Origin of the sequence: Mesorhizobium sp. Primo-A (assembly GCF_003997175.1) — a bacterium.
Classification (GTDB): Bacteria; Pseudomonadota; Alphaproteobacteria; order Rhizobiales; family Rhizobiaceae; genus Mesorhizobium; species Mesorhizobium ciceri.
In genome coordinates this window covers 224,814-242,212 of sequence record NZ_RZTG01000004.1, presented here as the reverse complement: position 1 = coordinate 242,212, position 17,399 = coordinate 224,814, and the positions used below count along the sequence as shown (strand labels likewise).

The window sequence follows — 17,399 nt, the reverse complement described above, 5'->3', positions numbered from 1 at the left end:
GCCAGCCTGAAAGCGGGCAGCGTTGCGGCCGATTCGATGCTATGAGGCCTGTCGCAATTGTGGATGGCAGGCAGCGAAGGCGGTGTTGAAACATGGCTAAGACCGATATTGCGCGGCGCGTCTACAACCACACCTGGAAGCTCGACCCGATCGTGCGCAGCTTGCTCGACACGGATTTCTACAAGCTTTTGATGCTGCAGATGATCTGGGGCATGTATCCCAAGGTCGACGCAACCTTCTCGCTGATCAACCGCACGACCTCGGTGCGCCTTGCCGACGAGATCGACGAGGGCGAATTGCGCGAACAACTCGACCATGCCCGCACCTTGCGCTTCTCCAAGAAGGAGATGATCTGGCTCGGCGGTAACAATTTCTACGGCCGCAAGCAGATCTTCGAACCGGAATTCCTCGCCTGGCTGGAAGGCTTCCGGCTGCCCGAATACGAGCTGTCGAAGTGCGACGGGCAGTATGAACTGACCTTCAGCGGGCCGTGGATGTACACCACGCTGTGGGAAATCCCGGCGCTCGCCATCATCAATGAACTCCGATCTCGCGCGGCGATGCGGGCGTTCGGGCCTTTCGCGCTCGACGTGCTCTATGCCCGCGCCAAATCCAAGATGTGGGCCAAGACCGAGCGGCTGAAGGCGCTGCCCGGCATCCGCATCTCGGATTTCGGCACGCGCCGGCGCCATTCCTTCCTATGGCAGCGCTGGTGTGTCGAGGCGTTGAAGGAAGGCATCGGCGAGGCGTTCACCGGCACCTCCAACGTGCTTTTGGCCATGGACAACGACCTCGAAGCGCTCGGCACCAACGCACATGAGCTGCCGATGGTGTTTGCCGCGCTTGCCGACTCGGAAAAAGAGCTGAGACAGTCGCCTTACAAGGTGCTGCAGGACTGGCAGCGCTACTATGGCGGCAATCTGCTGATCGTGCTGCCCGACGCCTTCGGCACAGCATCGTTCCTGCGCGATGCGCCGGACTGGGTGGCCGACTGGACGGGCTTTCGCCCCGACAGCGCGCCGCCGATCGAAGGCGGCGAAAAAATCCTGTCCTGGTGGCGCGACAAGGGCAAGGACCCCAAGCAGAAACTGCTGATCTTCTCCGACGGGCTCGAGGTCGAGACCATCGAGGAGACCTATCGCCACTTCAAGGGCAAGGTGCGCATGTCGTTCGGCTGGGGCACCAATCTGACCAATGATTTCGAAGGCTGCGCGCCGACGGAAACCAACAGCCTCGACGCCATATCGCTGGTTTGCAAGGTCACCGAGGCCAATGGCAGGCCAGCGGTCAAGCTGTCGGACAATCCGGCCAAGGCGACCGGCGATGTGAAAGAGATCGAGCGGTATCTCAGGATTTTTGGCGAGAAGGACCGCGTGGAGCAATTGGTCAAGGTGTGAGGGGTGGGGTGGTGGGGCTCTTGGATAGGCCGAGTTCCTTGGCGCCCCCCTCTGTCCTACCGGACATCTCCCCCTCAAGGGGGGAGATTGGACTTGGTCCCTGGTCCCTGCTTTCGCCAATCTCCAACGCTTGAAGAATGGCGCCAACAGGCCGTTCTGCCGATCTCCCCCCTTGAGGGGGAGATGTCCGGCAGGACAGAGGGGGGCCTCGTAGAGCACTGCCATCAGCTGTTGGCGTTATTATCTGCGGCGCTGTTTGCCCTCCTCCCCACCCCAGCCTTCGCCCACGCCTCCGACCGGGGCCACGTCCTGCTGTTGCCGACCGGCTACTATCTGGTCGGAGGCGCCTTCGCCGTGGCCGTCAGCTTCCTCGTCCTGGCGCTGCTGCCGGCGGCTTCGCTTGCCCGCTTCTGGCGCCGACGCCTGCCGCTGTTCACCTTCGGCGACAGCGCCCGCGCCGCCATCAGCCTGATATCCTTTGCCGGCTTTGCAATTCTCATCGCCGCCGGCCTTTTCGGCAGCCACGACCCGCTTTCAAACCCGCTGCCTTTGGTGATCTGGACCCTTTTGTGGGCCGGCGTCACGCTGTTGCAAGGCCTCTTCGGCGATCTCTGGTCATGGCTGAACCCCTGGTATGGACCATGGCGTATCGCCTCGCGCCTGTTCGGGACCGGGACATGGCGCCTGCCCCGATGGGTCGGCTGCTGGCCTGCGGCCATCTTGTTCTTCGCCTTTGCCTGGTTCGAACTCATCGATCCGGCGCCCGACGATCCGGCGCGTCTGGCCGTGGCCGCCGGCCTCTACTGGCTATTCTCTTTCCTCGCCATACTGGCGTTCGGCTATCGCGGCTGGAGCCGCAGCGGCGAATTCCTGACGGTCTTCTTCTCCATGGTGGCGCGTTTCGCAATTGTGGTACGGAACGAACATGGCCGGCTTGCCCTGTGCTGGCCGGGCGCCAAGCTGCTGGCCGCGGAGCCCTTGCCGGCCAGCGGCATGGCTTTCCTGCTGCTCGCCCTGTCGTCGGTGTCCTTCGACGGCCTGTCGAAAACCTTCTTCTGGCTCGGCCTGTTCGGCATCAACCCGCTCGAATTTCCCGGCCGCACGGCGCTGATCGGCAGCGGCACTTTCGGGCTGATCCTGACATTCGCGCTGCTGGCGGCGGTGTTCCTGCTTGCCGCCTGGCTCGGCCAACGTCTTGCCGGCAGCGACCACATTCTTAACCAGGCGGCCGGTCAGCTGGTGTGGTCGATCGTGCCGATCGCGCTTGCCTATCACATTGCGCATTATCTGACGGCGCTGCTCGTCGACGGCCAATATGCGCTTGCGGCACTTTCCGATCCGTTCGCGATGGGCTGGAACCTGTTCGGCACCGCCGATATGCAGATCGAGGCCGGCATCGTTGCGGGGGCGGACTCTGCGTGGTGGCTGTGGAATATCCAGGCCGGCGCCATCATCCTGGGGCATGTGCTCGCCGTCCTCGTCGCTCACGGCTTCGCCTGGCGCCTGCACCCACAGCCCTCCCGCGCGGCCCTCAGCCAGTTCCCGCTTACCTTGCTGATGGTCGCCTACACCGTCTTCGGCCTCTGGTTGCTTGCCACGCCGACTGTCGGATGAGAAAAGGCGACCAGCATGCCTTCGGGGAAAGCCCGCTTGCCACGTCGGGGCTTTGGTGATTTAGTTTGTACACATGCGATTTTTTGCCTCGTTGCAGCCAGTCAAAACTCAAAAACAGGGGAACTGCCGTGACTGACAAGAATGGGTTTTTCGATCTCTCCAGATCCACGCTCACCCGCCGCACCGCACTGAAAGGTCTGGCCGCAGGCGCCGGCCTCGGCCTTGCCCCTGGCTTCGTCCGCTATTCCCAGGCGCAGAGTTCGGCGCCGATCAAGATCGGCTTCCAGTCGCACCGCACCGGCATCGGCGCTGCCTATGGCCGCTGGTACGAAAAGACGACGGCTGCCGCGGTCAAGGCGATCAATGCCGCCGGCGGCATCAATGGCCGCCAGGTCGAGGTGATCATCGAGGATGACGGCACCGATCCCGGCCGTGGCGCCGAGGTGGTCGGCAAGTTCGCCACCCAGCACAAGACCGACATCGTCTTCGGCACGCTGTTCTCGCATGTCGTCATCGGCTCGGCGCCCGCCGCCGGCGAAAACAAGATGCCCTATTTCGTCGTCAGCGAAGGCCATCACGTCGCCTCGACCAAGCTGAACCGCTATGTCTTCCAGCCCGGCATCACCGACGTGAAGAGCCAGATCCAGTCGATGGCGCCGTGGATCGCGGCCAATGCAGGCAAGAAGGTGACGCAGATCTTCCCGGATTTCGCCTTCGGCTACGACCACCGCGACTACCTGCCGCCGGCGCTGAAGGCGCAAGGCGGCGAGGTCATCGCGCAGATCGCCATCCCGCCGACAGAATCGTCCTTCACCAAGTATTTTCCGCAGATCCCGGCCGAGACCGAGGTGATCTACCACGTCATGGTCGGCCCGGCCGTGCTCACCTTCGTCAAGGAGCTTGGTGAGTTCTACGGCTCCAACCGGCCGCAATTGTTCGGCTTCATCGATTCGCTCGAAGCCACCGACATCAACAGCCCCGGCCTCGAATTCCTCGATGGCAGCCATTTCTGGGAAGGCTCGCCGCGCTATGCGCAGGCCGATGATTCCGAGGCGCAGAAGGCCTATCGCGCTGCTGTCGGCATCGACGACAATGGCGCCGCCGTCGGCGACCCCAAGGACGTCTCCACCGCAGCCCACATGTTCGGCTGCTGGGAAACGCTCTACGTCGTCAAGAAGGCGATGGAGGACGCCGGCTACAAGGGACCGGAAGACCGCGCCAAGCTGGTCGAGGCGACCGAGGCGCTGACCGAATTCGCCGAAGGTCCGGAACATCCGCAGGGACCGAAGACCTTCAACGGCAAGATCCACCAGTGCTTTGGCATCCAGAACATCTCCAAGATCGAAGGCGGCAAGCTCAAGGTCGTGCACAAGACCAAGATCGAGGACGGACTTTACGAGGCCGAAGGGGATTATACGACGCAGGCGCTGTGAGCTTAGCGCAGCAGCGTGAGCGCCAAGGCCCCCCCCTCTGGCCTGCCGGACCCGGCCCTTCGCTGTCGCTCCGGGCGTTCGTCGTTCGGAAAGCCAAGCAATTGGCTTTCCGTCCGCTGCGCGGACCACTCCTCACCCCCCGCAAGGGGCGCGATTGCGCTATCGCTGGGCGTGTAGCATGCACTTCGGTCCCCACCTCCTCCTCGCCGCCCTCGAAGGCCTCGTCACCTCAGCCGTGCTGGCGCTGACCGCGCTCGGCCTGTCCTTGGTGTTCGGCGTCATGCGGGTGGTCAATGTCGCGCACGGTGAGTTCTTCATGCTGGGCGCCGTGCTCGCCTGGGCGATCACCACAGCCATTGGCGGCCATCCGGCGCTCGGCTTCCTGGCCGCACTTGTGATTGCTCCGCTGATCGTCGGCGCCATTGCGCTGGTCGCCGAACGGCTGGTGCTGCGCCGGCTCAACTACAATCCGGAAGCCACCATCGTCGCCACCATCGGCATGCTCTACATCATCCAGCAGCTGGCGCTGACCTTCTACGGTCCGGAGGCGCGGCCGGTGGAGCCGCCGTTCAGCTACCGCATCCTTCTGCCGTGGTTCGGCTACTCCGGCTACAAACTGTCTGTCATCGCCACTTCCGCGCTGCTGCTCACCGCGACATGGCTGGTGCTGACGCGCACCAAGGTCGGCCTCGTCATGCGCGCCACGCAGTATGACAGCGAGACGGCGCAGGCCTTCGGCATCCCCGTCGGCCGCGTCTATGGCGGCGTCTTCGCGCTTGGCGCCATGCTGGCGGCCATTGCCGCAGTGCTGATCGTGCCGATCAGCCAGGCGCATTACCTGATGGGGCAGGACCCGCTGCTGCTCTCCTTCATCGTCGTCATCATCGGCGGCCTCGGCTCGCTGCGCGGCACGGTCGTCGCCGCCGTGCTGATCGGTCTCTCCGACGGCATCATCTCGATGTTCTTCTCGCCGACGCTGGCCAAGATCATCGCCACGCTGCTGGTCGCCATGGTGCTGGTGTTCCGTCCGCAAGGCTTGTTCGGGACGAGGTCGCGATGAGCGAAGCTTCGCCGGTAAAAGCCTATGCCATGCATCTCGGCGTCGTCGGGCTGCTTTTCGTGCTGAGCTTCCTTCTGCCGGAATACTATCACGGCCTGCTCGCCCGCATCATGGTGCTGGCAGTGTTCGCCATGGGCTACAACATGCTGTTCGGCTATGTCGGCCTGCTCAGCCTCGGCCATGCCATGTTCTTTGCCGCCGGGCTCTATGGCGCCGGCCTTGCCGTCATCCAGCTCGGCTGGAGCGTACCAGCGGCGTTCGCCGCGGGGCTTGCCTGTGGTGTTGTTGTGTCACTCGTGATCGGCCTGCTGGCGCTGCGCACCACCGGCGTCGCCTTCATGATCGTCACCATGATGTTCGCGCAAGTGTTCTACCTCCTCATCCTCTACTTCGCGACGTGGACCGGCGGCGACCAGGGCATGGTCGTGCCGCAGCCGGCCCGTGTGCTCACCTTCGGCGCGACATCGCTCGAGCTCACCAATCCGACCGTTCGCTACATGACGGCGCTGGCGCTGTTTTCGATCGTGCTTCTCGTCACATTGGCCATCGTCCGCTCCCGGTATGGCCGCGTGCTGGTCGCCATCCGCGAGAATGAGGAGCGGACGAAGATGCTGGGATACGACACTTTCTCCAACAAGCTCGCCGCCGTCGTCATCTCCGGCATCATCTGCGCCGGCTCGGGTGCCGCCTATGCGCTGCTGTTCGGCTATGTCGGATCGAGCTTCGCGTCGGTGCAGTATTCGATCCTGCCGCTGCTGTGGGTGCTGCTGGGCGGTGCTGCAACAACGCTCGGGCCGCTGATCGGCACGCTGTTCATGTACTATGTCATCGATATCACCAGCGGCTACACCTCCGCCTATCTGCTGATCGTCGGCATCGCGCTGATCCTGCTTGTGCTGTTCTTCCCCAAAGGCATTCTGGGCAGCATTAGGCAGCGCTGGCTCGGGTGGCTGCCATGATGCCGCTTTTGACCACCAAGGGCCTTTCTCGCGACTTCGGCGGCCTGCGTGCCGTCGACCGTGTGGATTTCTCCTTGATGCCGGGCGAAATCCGCGCCGTGATCGGCCCCAATGGAGCGGGGAAGACCACCTTCGTCAGCCTGGTCAGCGGCCGCATCCAGCCGTCTGCCGGCATGATCGTCTTCGACGGCGCCGACATCACCAATCTGCCTGCCTATGTCAGGGTCCGCAGGGGGATCGCCTACACCTTCCAGCTCACCAGCGTCTATGCCAACCTGTCCGTCTACGCCAACGTCGCGCTGCCCGCGCAACTGACGCTGCGGCATGGCAGCCATTCCAGGAGCGCGATACAGGCCGCTGTCATGACCGCACTCGAACGCACCGGCCTGGCCGATCGCGCCCACATGCCGGCCGGGCAGTTGTCCTACGGCCATCAGCGCCTGCTGGAAGTGGCGATGGGGCTGGCGCTGAAGCCGCGCCTTTTGATCCTCGACGAGCCGACGCAAGGGCTGGCCGACAGCGAGATCGACAATTTCATCACCCTGGTGCGCGAGATCGCCAAGAACGCCACCGTGCTTCTGATCGAGCACAACATGCCTGTCGTCATGCAGCTGGCCGACCGCATCACTGTCTTCAATGCCGGCAAGATCCTCGCCGAAGGCACGCCCGAAGCGATCCGCGAAAACGCGGCGGTGCAGGAAGCCTATCTGGGGACTGCCCCATGACCGAGGCAAACCAGGCCGAGGCCACGCCTCAAGCACTCACCATTTCGCGGCTCGACTGCTTCTATGGCGAGGTCCAGGTGCTCTATGGCCTCGACCTGGTGCTGAACAAAGGCGAGGTGCTGTGCCTGTTCGGCCGCAATGGCGCCGGCAAGACGACGACACTCAAGGCCATCATGGGGCTGGTCCCCTCGAGCGCCGGCTCGATCAGGCTCGATGGCAAGGAGTTGACCGGCCTGCCGGCGCATGAGGTGCCGAAGGCCGGCGTCGCCTATGTGCCGCAGGGAAGGCGACTGTTCGCCGAAATGACGGTGGCGGAAAACATCGAGATCGGCCTGATGGCGCGCGGCAAAGGCAAGGCGACGCGTGAAAACGTGCTCGACCTCTTTCCATTGCTGCGCCAGCGGCTGCGGCAGCGTTCCGGCACACTGTCCGGCGGCGAACAGCAGATGCTGGCGATGGCGCGTGCACTCTGCCTCGAACCGCAGGTGCTATTGCTCGACGAGCCGACCGAAGGACTGATGCCGTCGATGATCGCCAAGATCCGCGAGACGGTGTCGACGCTGCGTGACATGGGCGTGTCGACCATCCTGGTCGAACAACGGGTCGATGCAGTGCTTTCTGTCGCCGACCGCGTTGCTTTCGTCGAAAACGGCCGCAACCGCGAGACGGTCGATGTCGAGGAATTGCGCGCCGACCCGTCGGCGGTGCGCCGTTATGTCGGCGTGGGTTGATCAGCCGAAGAACAGAAAACCCGCTACCAAAAATGTCGGGATCAGCACCAGGCCCGACCATGCCATATAGCCAAAAAAGCCCGGCATCTTCACGCCGCGATGTCGGGCGATGGCGTAGACCATGAAATTCGGCGCATTGCCGATATAGGTGTTGGCGCCCATGAACACCGCGCCGGCCGAGATCGCGGCAAGCGTCGAAGCGAACTCCGTCATCAGGTGCCGGGGGTCACCGCCGGCAAGCTCGAAGAACACCAGATAAGTCGGCGCATTGTCGAGGAAGGATGACAGCGCCCCGGTCAGCCAGAAATAGGCGAGATCGTTGGGCTGGCCGGAGGAAGAACTCACAAGCGACACCAGCGGCGCCAGCGCACCCTCATGGCCTGCCCTGAGGATGGCGATGACCGGCACGATGCAGATGAAGATGCCGGCAAACAATTTGGCCACCTCTGCTATCGGACCCCAGTTGAAGCCATTGGCCTCGCGGTATTCCTTGCGCGAAATGACAAGTGAAACGAGGGCGAGCGCCAGGATCATGGCGTCGCGCACCAGGTTCTGCAGTTCCAGGCTGACGCCGAACACGGAGAAGCTGACGCCCGGCTTCCAAGCCGCCGATAGCAGGATGGCGCCGATCACCCCCGCCAGCAGCGGAAGGTTGGCCAGGCCGCGCAGGCGCACCTTGGTATCCGGTGTCGGGTCCTTGATCTTCGGCGCGCCAGCCTCGCGCCGGTGCAGGATGATGTCGATCACCAGAAAAATGCCCAGCACGACACCGCCGACGAACAGCGTCTCGCGCCAGAGGTTCGTCGTCGTCCAGAAGAAGTCGACGCCGCGCAGGAAGCCGACGAACAGCGGCGGATCGCCAAGCGGCGTCAGCGAGCCGCCGATGTTGGACACCAGGAAGATGAAGAAGATGACGACATGGGCGTTGAACCGCCTGTTATCGTTGGCGCGGATGATCGGCCGGATCAGGATCATCGAGGCACCGGTCGTGCCGATCACCGAGGCCAGCAGCGCGCCGACCAGCAGCAGGCCGGCATTCACCAGCGGCGTGCCGTGAATGTTGCCGGCAAGGAGAATGCCGCCGGAAATGGTGAACAGCGCAAACAGCAGGATGATGAACGACATGTATTCGGTGAGCAACGCATGCAGCACCGCTTCGGTCGCTGTGGGGACACCGAAGGCGACCGCCAGCGGCAGGACCACCAGAGCGCCCCAAAGGGCCGCGATCTTGCCGTAGTGATGCTCCCAGACATGAAGAAACAGCAGCGGACCAGTGGCGATCGACAACAGCAGCCCGGCAAAGGGCAGCGCCCACCACAGCGACATCGAAGCGCCGGGCAGGCCGTGTTCCTCCGCCCCGAAAGCCTGTGCCGGAAACAGCACGGCCACGACGATTGCCGCCTTCGTCGCGACCCACAAAAAGCCCCTCTTGCGCCTCACGATCCGTCAGTCCGACAAAGGGTCTTCGAGCCTCACGCCGGCGTCGCGCATGCGCTGCAGCGTGGCATGGAGCGAACCGTTGAGATCGATGCCGCGGCAGGCATCCAGCCGCACTGTGGTTTTGAAGCCCTGGCTGACGGCATCCAGCGCCGAAAAGCCGACGCAGAAATCGGTCGCCAGCCCGACCAGGGTCAGCGTGTCGATGCCGCGCTCCCGGAGGTAGCCGGCAAGGCCGGTCTGGGTCGTGCGGTCGTTCTCGAAGAAGGCCGAGTAGCTGTCGATATCAGGCCGAAATCCCTTGCGAATGACGAGCTCGGCCTTGGTCCAGGCGAGGCCGGAATGGAAATCCGAGCCCAGGCTGCCCTGGATGCAGTGGTCCGGCCACAGCGTCTGCTGGCCGTACGGCATTTCGATCATGGTGAAGGGCTGCGCGCCCGGATGGCTGGAAGCAAAGCTGGAGTGACCGGCGGGATGCCAGTCCTGCGTCAGCACGACATGGTCGGTTCGCCGGATCAGGTCGTTGACCAGCGGCACGATCTCGTCGCCGCCGGCAACCGCCAGCGCGCCGCCGGGACAAAAATCGTTCTGCAGGTCGATGACGACAAGCGCTTCGTCGGCCATGGGCTTTCCTCTTCCGTATGCAGGCTCCAGTGGAAAATGCCGCTGACGCGACCGGACGCAGAAACTTGACCAGATGGCCGGCCGCGTCAACCTCTCAAGCCATAACAAATGCGTGCCGGCGGCGCCGCGGCAAACTCCGGCTTTGACAAATCCTGCCAGCTTGATATCATTTGCATACGAATGAATTTTCCGACCCCTGTGCTGGAAGGATCTTTCGAAGTACCAGCTCTGGAAGGCCTCTTTTCGGGAAGGCAAAGCGTGATCCGTTACGCGAAACCCACCTCGGTCGACGAAGCGCTCGCTTTGCTTGGCGAGGGCGCCTGGCGCATCCTTGCCGGTGGCACCGATTTCTATCCGGCACAGGGCAGCAAACCGATCCGCGACAATGTTCTCGACATTAACGGCCTGGCGGCGCTGTGCGGCATTGCCGAGGCGAGCGACCATTTCGTCATCGGCGCGCGCACGACCTGGACCGACATCGTCCGCCATCCCTTGCCGCCGGCCTTCGAGGCGCTGAAGCAGGCGGCGCGAGAGGTCGGCTCGGCGCAGATCCAGAACGTCGCCTCGGTCGCCGGCAATCTCTGCAACGCCTCGCCTGCCGCCGACGGCGTGCCAGCCCTGCTCGTCCTCGATGCCGAGGTCGAGCTGCGCTCGGTGGCAGCGACGCGGCACCTGCCGTTGCAGGACTTCATTCTCGGCAACCGCCGCACGGCTCTGCTGCCCGGTGAGATGGTCACGGCGATCCGCGTGCCGAAGCCCAGCGGCACGTCGGCTTTCGTCAAGCTCGGCGCCCGGCGCTACCTCGTCATTTCCATCGCCATGGTGGCAGCACGTCTGGCCGTCGACAATGGCACCGTCCGGCAAGCGGCGGTCGCGGCCGGCTCCTGTTCGGTGGTGGCCAAGCGGCTGGCCGGCGTCGAAGCCGCGTTGTGCGGGCTGCCGGTGGATGGCGAGCTTGCCGATGCGGTCCTGTCCGCGCCGATGAGCGAACTGTCGCCGATCGCCGATGTGCGCGGCAGCGCCGAATACCGGCTTGATGCAGTGCGCGAGATTGTTGCCCGCGCCGTGCTTGCGGCTGTGGGGCGGACGACTGGCGAAGAGGTGGCGGCATGAGCCAGGTTCAACCTGACGTGCGTGAAGCAGTGCCCGACCTGGGCGCCGTTCGGCCTGCTCGCGGCCCGGAGCGCGTTGACATCGCCTTCGAGGTCAATGGCAGCGCCGTATCGGTCAATGTGCCGCCGCTGCGCCGACTGTCCCTGGTGCTGCGCGACGAACTGGGGCTGACCGGCACCAAGGTCGGCTGCGATGCCGGCGATTGCGGCGCCTGTACGGTGCTGGTCGACGGCGATCCCGTCTGCGCCTGCCTGATGTCGGCGGCGTCCGCTGCCGGCGCATCGGTGACGACAGTTGAAGGGCTTGCCAACGGCCGGCTGTCGACGTTGCAGGCCTCTTTCCTTGCCCATGGCGCTGCGCAGTGCGGGATTTGCACGCCCGCCCTGTTGGTTGCGGCGACGGCTCTGCTGGAGAAGAAGGCGAGCCCCACCGAGGTCGAGGTACAGGACGCGCTCGGCGGAATTCTGTGCCGCTGCACCGGCTACCGGAAGATCATTGCCGCAGTGATGGATGCCTCCCTGCAGGCAGCAAGCCTGGATTTCCGCTTGCCCCGGTCAGGCCACGCGATCGGTTCCTCGCCCATCCGGCTCGACGGCGTGCCGAAGGTCACCGGGGCTGAGAAATTCGGCAGCGATTCCTTCCCCGCCGATGCACTGGCGGTACTGGTGATCCGCTCTCCGCATTATCACGCCAGCTTCGCCTTCGGTGACCTCGATGGCTGGGCGAAGGCACATCCCGGTGTCGCCGGCGTCTTCACCGCCGCCGACATTCCGGGAAAAAACTGTTTCGGCGTCATCGGCCCCTTCGCCGACCAGCCGGCACTGGCCGAAGGGTTTGCCCGCCTTCGCGGTGAGGCGGTGGCGTTGGTCGCTGGCGAGCGCGAGGCGATGCTCGATATCGACCTCTCGGATTTTCCGATCCGCTGGACCGAATTGCCGCATGTTCTCCAATCCTGCGAAGCGCGCGCCGGCGGTGCCAAGCTCATCCATGAGAACAGACCGGCAAACCTGCTGACCTCCGGCTTCGTCGAACGCGGCGATCCGGAAGGGGCCCTTGCCGGTGCAGCGTTCACGGTGTCCGGCGTCATCGACACCTCCTATGTCGAGCACGCCTATATCGAACCGGAAGCCGGCTATGCCTATGTGGACGGCGACACGCTGGTCGTCGTCGCCTGCACCCAGGCGCCCTATATGGACCGCGACGAGACGGCGAAGGTGCTCGGCCTTGCCGTCGACAAGGTGCGCATCGTGCCGACCGCGACCGGCGGCGGTTTCGGCTCGAAGCTCGACGTCTCGCTGCAGCCGCTGATCGGCCTTGTGGCGATGAAGACTGGGCGGCCGGCGGCACTTGCCTACACCCGCACCGAATCGATGATGTCGACCACCAAGCGCCATCCGGCCGAGATGAAAGCAACCATCGGCGCCGATGCCGACGGCCTTGTCACCGGCATGATCTTCGAAGGCGATTTCAACACCGGCGCCTATGCAAGCTGGGGCCCTACCGTGGCCAACCGCGTGCCGGTGCACGCCTCCGGACCTTATGCGACGCCGAACTACCGCGCCGAAGGCCGCGCCATCCATACGCATGGGCCGATCTCCGGCGCCTTCCGCGGCTTCGGCGTGCCGCAAGCGACGATCATGCAGGAGACCCTCTATGATGAGCTGGCCGGCAAGCTCGGCATGGACAGGCTCGATTTTCGCTTGAAGAACTGCCTTCGGAACGGCTCCGAAACGGTCACAGGACAGCTTCTGGACTCCGGCGTCGGCATTGCCGAATGCCTCGAATCGCTGCGGCCGCACTGGGCGCGCGCGGCGGCCGATGCGGAGGCATTCAACAGCGCCAACACAGATAGAAAGCGCGGCGTCGGCGTCGCGTCCTGCTGGTATGGCTGCGGCAACACCTCGCTGCCCAATCCGTCGACCATTCGGGTCGGCATCGCGGCCGACGGCACGGTCATCCTGCACCAGGGCGCGGTCGATATCGGCCAGGGTTCGAACACGGTCATCGCCCAGATCTGCGCCGACGCGCTCGGCCTGCCGCTGGAGAGATTCCAGCTGAAGAGCGCCGATACATCAATTACTCCCGATGCCGGCAAGACATCGGCCTCGCGCCAGACCTTCGTCACCGGCAAGGCGGCCGAGAAGGCCGGCCGCGCCTTGCGTGAAAAGATACTTCGTTTCGCCAATGTTTCGGAAAAAGCCGCTCTCCAACTCGACGGCCCGGCGATCGTCATCCGCGAGGGAGAAGCCACGCGCCGCATCGACCTCACGACGTTGGATCTGGATGCCGAGGGCTTCGTCTTCCGCGCCGAGGAGACCTACGACCCGCCGACGCTGCCCCTCGATGCCAAGGGCCAGGGCAAACCCTACGCCGTTTACGGCTATGGCGCGCAGATCGCCGAACTGGAGGTCGATCTCAAGCTCGGCACGGTGAAGCTGATCAAGATCACCGCCGCGCATGATGTGGGCAAGGCGATCAACCCGCTGCTGGCCGAAGGCCAGATCGAGGGCGGTATCGCGCAAGGCATCGGCATGGCGCTGATGGAAGAGTACATCCCCGGCCGCACCGAGAACCTGCACGACTATCTCATCCCGACCATTGGCGACGTGCCGCCGATCGAGACCATCCTGATAGAAGTTCCGGATCCGGAAGGACCCTTTGGCGCCAAGGGTTTGGGCGAGCATGTGCTGATCCCGACTGCGCCGGCAATCCTCAACGCCATCCGCCACGCCACCGGCGTTCTGATCACCAAGGTTCCGGCGACGCCGACGCGTATCCGCGCTGGCATCCGCGAAAAAGATGGCATCCGCGAAAAGGAGGCACGCCGATGAGCGAGCTTGCCGAACGCTTCGAAACCCATGATCCCGGTGAGAAGCTGGTGGCGGAGAAGATCCGCTGCGATGCCTGTCCGGTGATGTGCTACATCGCTGATGGTCGCACCGGCGCCTGCGACCGCTACGGCAATGTCGGCGGCAGGATCGTGCGGATGGACCCGCTGACCATCCTCGACCATGCGGCCGAGGCCGGCGCGGCAATCGTGCCGTTCGTCGCCGAGGGCGAACAATGGGACGGCGAACTGGTCAACACCGGCCGCCGCTTCGTCACCGCAATCGGCGCCGGCACCACCTATCCCGACTACAAGCCGGCGCCGTTCATCGTCAGCCAGGAAGTCGAAGGCGTCGATCTCGTCACCGTCGTCACGGAAGGCATTTTTTCGTACTGCGGCGTCAAGGTGAAGATCGACACCGACCGGCATATCGGACCCGAGACGGCTATTGTGCGATCGCAAGGCGAGGCAATCGGCCATGTCACGACGGGCGAGTATGGCTCGCAGATGCTGTCGCTGGGCGGCGTGCATCATCTGACCGGCGGCTCGAAGGCCGAAGGACGCGCCACCTGCGACGCGCTGCTCAATCTGTGCAACCGCAAGCCGGTGGAACTCGCCATCGACGGCGGCGCCACCATAACAGTCGAAGCCGGCAAAGCGCCTGTCATCGACGGCAAGCAGGAACATCGCATGCGCGTCGGCTGCGGCTCGGCGACCATCGGCATGTTCGCCACGCAATGGCGCGGCCTTGTCGACGAGGTGGTGGTGGTCGACGACCACATCACCGGCGTCGTTTCCGAGCATCAGGCCGGCAAGGTGCTGGGCTGGCAGGACACAGGGATAAAGATCATCGGCCGCCGTTCGACGCCGGGCCGCTATTTCAAGGTGTCCGAGCCAGGCCTCGGCTGGGGCGGCACCAGCATTTCAGACCCGCTGTCGATCCTTGGCGAGTGGAACGCCAAGAAGGGTGCGCGGCCGGGCCTGTCGCTGCTGATGGTTTCGACCACCGGCGAGCAATTCGCCTATTACGAGCTCGACGACGAGTTGAAGCCGGTGCAAAAACCGTTTCCGGAACGGCTGCAAAAATCGGTCGGCCTGATCGAGGACAATTGCGAGCCGGCTTTGTGCACGGTGCTGTTCATCGGCGGCGCCGGCGGTTCGCTGCGCGCCGGCGTCACCGAAAACCCGGTCAATCTCACCCGCTCGGTTCAGGGCCTGACCACCTATGTCACGGTCGGCGGTGCGCCGGTCTATGTCTGGCCGGGCGGCGGCATCACCCTGATGGTCGATGTCACACGGGTGCCGGAAGGCGCCTTCGGCTATGTGCCTACACCGGCGCTGGTGGCGCCGATCGAATTCACGCTGCGCCGCGACGACTATGTCAGGCTCGGCGGGTACGAGGCCGAGATCCGCAGCGTCGAGGATATTGTCGCAAAAGGCGGTGAGTACCTGAATCCGCGCCGCGGCACAGGCGCCGAAACCAACAATCCATGGCCGCCACTCGCGCAGCTACGTCGTGCCGGCTCGAACGGGGCCGGGTGATGCAAGGCCCGCAAGCCCATTGGCTGCAGGACGGCAAGCGGCTGCATCTCAACCACGGGCCGATCGACCTGATCGTCGAGGTTTTTGGTGAGGCGGATGAATGCCGCCGAGCCTATGAACAGGCCATAGCGCGGTTCCAGACGATCCTGGTGGAGCTGGTCGAGGAACTCCCCGAATTGCGGCTGCCGGCGTTTTTCCTGGCGCCGCGCACCTTCGCCGGCCCGACGGCGCGCCGCATGGAGGCAGCCGTCATGCCCCTGGCGGAATGCTTTATAACTCCGATGGCGGCCGTCGCGGGATCGGTAGCCGACGAAATGCTCGCCGCATTGCTTGCCGGTCGCAAGATCGAGCGCGCCTATGTCAACAATGGCGGCGACTGCGCGCTCCATATCGGCAAGGGCCAGTCGATGGGTCTGGCGGTTGCCGGTACCGGCAACGGCATGACCGACCGGATCACGATCCGCGCGGAAGATGGCGTTCGCGGCGTCGCCACCAGCGGTTGGCGTGGCCGCTCCTTCTCGCTTGGCATTGCCGACGCCGTCACCGTTCTGGCGCGGACCGGCGCCGAAGCCGATGCGGCGGCGACGCTCATCGCCAACGCGGTGGACCTGCCCGGCAATCCCGCCATCAAGCGCATTTCCGCACACGAACTGTCGCCCGACAGCGATCTCGGCTCGCGGCTGGTGACGCAAGGCGTCGGCACGCTTGCCCTTGGCGAAGTGGCGCGCGCGCTGGACAATGGCCTTGCCGTCGCCGAAGATTTTCGCCGGCGGGGGCTTATTGCCGGGTCGGCGCTGTTTCTCGGCGGCGAGATCCGCATCAGTGGCTCGGTTGCGCTTGCCGCGCCCAACGAAACTTCGAGGGAGGAAGTTGCCCATGCCTGAGTTTCCGATCCGCAAGATCGCGGTTCTGACCGAAGAGATCTTTCACGAGGGCGGGCCGGTGGCCAAGGTGCCGCGCCGCCGTGCCGCCGCCATGGCGCTGGTAAAGAACCCGTTCGCCGGGCGCTATGTCGAGGAGCTGCAGAGCGCCATGGACGATCTCAAGCCGCTCGGCCTGCTGCTCGCCGACCGGCTGATCGCGGCGCTCGGCGGCGACGTCAAGCAGATCGACGGCTACGGCAAAGGCGCCATTGTCGGCACCGCAGGTGAGCTGGAACACGGCGCCCTCTGGCATGTGCCCGGCGGCTACGCCATGCGCGAGCGGCTCGGCGACGCCAAGGCGATCGTGCCGTCGGCCAAGAAGGTCGGCGCTTTCGGTTCGAAGCTCGACGTGCCGCTCGGCCACATCAACGCCGCCTATGTGCGCAGCCATTTCGACGCCATGGAAGTCGGCATGTCCGATGGTCCGTGCCCCGACGAGATCCTGTTCTGCCTCGCCATGACTTGTGGCCCGCGCATCCACGATCGCATGGGTGGTCTCGCGGCCGATGACATCAAAGCCTGGGATGGGCTGCGGTGAGCGGCGAGGACAATCTGCTCAAGCTGGTCGAGGTCGAGGCGCCGGACGACCAGGATTACCTCCTGCAGGAGCAGGTCGGCTTCATCCTGCGCAAGGCGCATCAGCGCCATGTCGCGATCTTTGCCGCGCATATCGGCGATCTGACGCCGCCGCAATTCGCGGCGTTGGCCAAGCTGCGTGACGTCGGCGAGACCTCGCAGAACCAGCTCGGCACGCTGATCGCGATGGATGCGGCGACGGTGAAGGGCGTCATCGACCGGCTGAAGGCGCGCGGCCTGGTCGAGCTTTCCAGGCACGAGGTCGACAAAAGACGGCTGCTGGTCAATCTGACCGCGGCAGGCCGCGATGCCATCGAGCGCCTGATCCCGCTGGCGCGCGAGATCACAAAGGAGACGCTGGCGCCGCTCTCGGCCAAGGAGATCACCACCTTCATGAAGCTGCTGGTGAAGCTGGCTTAGACCCGCCGGGCGCCAAAG

General features: G+C 64.5%; 15 protein-coding genes. 13 read left to right on the top strand and 2 right to left on the bottom strand.

The features are described 5' to 3' along the window. The first annotated feature begins 92 nt into the window (after nt 1-92). The 7 genes from pncB to EOC83_RS09305 all read left to right on the top strand — a co-directional run bounded on the left by pncB (nt 93) and on the right by EOC83_RS09305 (nt 7,919). Nucleotides 93-1,397 (top strand): nicotinate phosphoribosyltransferase, encoded by a 1,305-nt coding sequence (gene pncB, locus EOC83_RS09335; protein WP_013528440.1) that lies wholly within the window; start codon nt 93-95, stop codon nt 1,395-1,397. 183 nt (nt 1,398-1,580) lie between these two features. Beyond that, a complete protein-coding gene (locus EOC83_RS09330) occupies nt 1,581-3,011 on the top strand; it encodes a hypothetical protein (RefSeq protein WP_063169743.1) in 1,431 nt (476 codons plus the stop codon). A 128-nt stretch (nt 3,012-3,139) separates the two neighbouring features. Beyond that, a complete protein-coding gene (locus EOC83_RS09325) occupies nt 3,140-4,444 on the top strand; it encodes an ABC transporter substrate-binding protein (RefSeq protein WP_013528442.1) in 1,305 nt (434 codons plus the stop codon). A 178-nt stretch (nt 4,445-4,622) separates the two neighbouring features. After that, nucleotides 4,623-5,504 (top strand): branched-chain amino acid ABC transporter permease, encoded by an 882-nt coding sequence (locus EOC83_RS09320; RefSeq protein WP_063169742.1) that lies wholly within the window; start codon nt 4,623-4,625, stop codon nt 5,502-5,504. Next, nucleotides 5,501-6,463, top strand: coding sequence for a branched-chain amino acid ABC transporter permease (locus tag EOC83_RS09315; protein ID WP_063169741.1), 963 nt, complete (start codon nt 5,501-5,503; stop codon nt 6,461-6,463). Before EOC83_RS09320 ends, EOC83_RS09315 begins: the two co-directional genes overlap by 4 nt. Continuing rightward, nucleotides 6,460-7,188 carry an ABC transporter ATP-binding protein gene (locus tag EOC83_RS09310; protein ID WP_063169740.1) on the top strand — a complete coding sequence of 243 codons (729 nt, stop codon included), beginning with the start codon at nt 6,460-6,462 and terminating at the stop codon, nt 7,186-7,188. Before EOC83_RS09315 ends, EOC83_RS09310 begins: the two co-directional genes overlap by 4 nt. Next, on the top strand, nt 7,185-7,919 hold the full coding sequence (locus EOC83_RS09305; RefSeq protein WP_063169739.1) for an ABC transporter ATP-binding protein: 735 nt from the start codon (nt 7,185-7,187) through the stop codon (nt 7,917-7,919). Before EOC83_RS09310 ends, EOC83_RS09305 begins: the two co-directional genes overlap by 4 nt. On the opposite strand, the gene EOC83_RS09300 is transcribed toward EOC83_RS09305, so the two are convergent. Continuing rightward, on the bottom strand, nt 7,920-9,338 hold the full coding sequence (locus EOC83_RS09300; protein WP_063169738.1) for a sodium:proton antiporter: 1,419 nt from the start codon (nt 9,336-9,338) through the stop codon (nt 7,920-7,922). A gap of 27 nt (nt 9,339-9,365) precedes the next feature. Further along, on the bottom strand, nt 9,366-9,980 hold the full coding sequence (gene pncA / locus EOC83_RS09295; RefSeq protein ID WP_063169737.1) for a bifunctional nicotinamidase/pyrazinamidase: 615 nt from the start codon (nt 9,978-9,980) through the stop codon (nt 9,366-9,368). Nucleotides 9,981-10,238: 258 nt separating this feature from the next. Here pncA and EOC83_RS09290 point away from each other — a divergent pair, with 258 nt between their 5' ends. Genes EOC83_RS09290 through EOC83_RS09265 form a run of 6 tightly spaced genes read left to right on the top strand, consistent with a single transcriptional unit; the run spans nt 10,239 to nt 17,381 of the window. After that, nucleotides 10,239-11,093: a xanthine dehydrogenase family protein subunit M gene (locus EOC83_RS09290; RefSeq protein ID WP_063170426.1), complete on the top strand. Its 855-nt coding sequence runs from the start codon at nt 10,239-10,241 to the stop codon at nt 11,091-11,093. After that, entirely contained in the window at nt 11,090-13,924 is a 2,835-nt protein-coding gene (locus tag EOC83_RS09285) for a molybdopterin-dependent oxidoreductase (protein ID WP_063169736.1), read from the top strand. The genes EOC83_RS09290 and EOC83_RS09285 overlap by 4 nt, the downstream gene beginning before the upstream one ends. Next, entirely contained in the window at nt 13,921-15,462 is a 1,542-nt protein-coding gene (locus EOC83_RS09280) for a hypothetical protein (protein WP_063169735.1), read from the top strand. Before EOC83_RS09285 ends, EOC83_RS09280 begins: the two co-directional genes overlap by 4 nt. After that, entirely contained in the window at nt 15,462-16,346 is an 885-nt protein-coding gene (locus EOC83_RS09275) for a thiamine biosynthesis protein ApbE (protein WP_063169734.1), read from the top strand. Before EOC83_RS09280 ends, EOC83_RS09275 begins: the two co-directional genes overlap by 1 nt. Continuing rightward, nucleotides 16,339-16,923: an amino acid synthesis family protein gene (locus tag EOC83_RS09270; protein WP_013528453.1), complete on the top strand. Its 585-nt coding sequence runs from the start codon at nt 16,339-16,341 to the stop codon at nt 16,921-16,923. Before EOC83_RS09275 ends, EOC83_RS09270 begins: the two co-directional genes overlap by 8 nt. Beyond that, nucleotides 16,920-17,381, top strand: a complete 462-nt coding sequence (locus EOC83_RS09265) for a MarR family transcriptional regulator (protein WP_063169733.1) — start codon at nt 16,920-16,922, stop codon at nt 17,379-17,381. The genes EOC83_RS09270 and EOC83_RS09265 overlap by 4 nt, the downstream gene beginning before the upstream one ends. Nucleotides 17,382-17,399 lie beyond the last annotated feature (18 nt).

Coding starts and splice junctions, on each gene's coding strand:
- EOC83_RS09270 (WP_013528453.1), top strand. CDS start 16,339: ATGCCTGAGTTTCCGATCCGCAAGATCGCGGTTCTGACCGAAGAGATC.
- EOC83_RS09310 (WP_063169740.1), top strand. CDS start 6,460: ATGATGCCGCTTTTGACCACCAAGGGCCTTTCTCGCGACTTCGGCGGC.
- EOC83_RS09305 (WP_063169739.1), top strand. CDS start 7,185: ATGACCGAGGCAAACCAGGCCGAGGCCACGCCTCAAGCACTCACCATT.
- EOC83_RS09280 (WP_063169735.1), top strand. CDS start 13,921: ATGAGCGAGCTTGCCGAACGCTTCGAAACCCATGATCCCGGTGAGAAG.
- pncA (WP_063169737.1), bottom strand. CDS start 9,980: ATGGCCGACGAAGCGCTTGTCGTCATCGACCTGCAGAACGATTTTTGT.
- EOC83_RS09275 (WP_063169734.1), top strand. CDS start 15,462: ATGCAAGGCCCGCAAGCCCATTGGCTGCAGGACGGCAAGCGGCTGCAT.
- EOC83_RS09315 (WP_063169741.1), top strand. CDS start 5,501: ATGAGCGAAGCTTCGCCGGTAAAAGCCTATGCCATGCATCTCGGCGTC.
- pncB (WP_013528440.1), top strand. CDS start 93: ATGGCTAAGACCGATATTGCGCGGCGCGTCTACAACCACACCTGGAAG.
- EOC83_RS09330 (WP_063169743.1), top strand. CDS start 1,581: ATGTCCGGCAGGACAGAGGGGGGCCTCGTAGAGCACTGCCATCAGCTG.
- EOC83_RS09285 (WP_063169736.1), top strand. CDS start 11,090: ATGAGCCAGGTTCAACCTGACGTGCGTGAAGCAGTGCCCGACCTGGGC.
- EOC83_RS09320 (WP_063169742.1), top strand. CDS start 4,623: ATGCACTTCGGTCCCCACCTCCTCCTCGCCGCCCTCGAAGGCCTCGTC.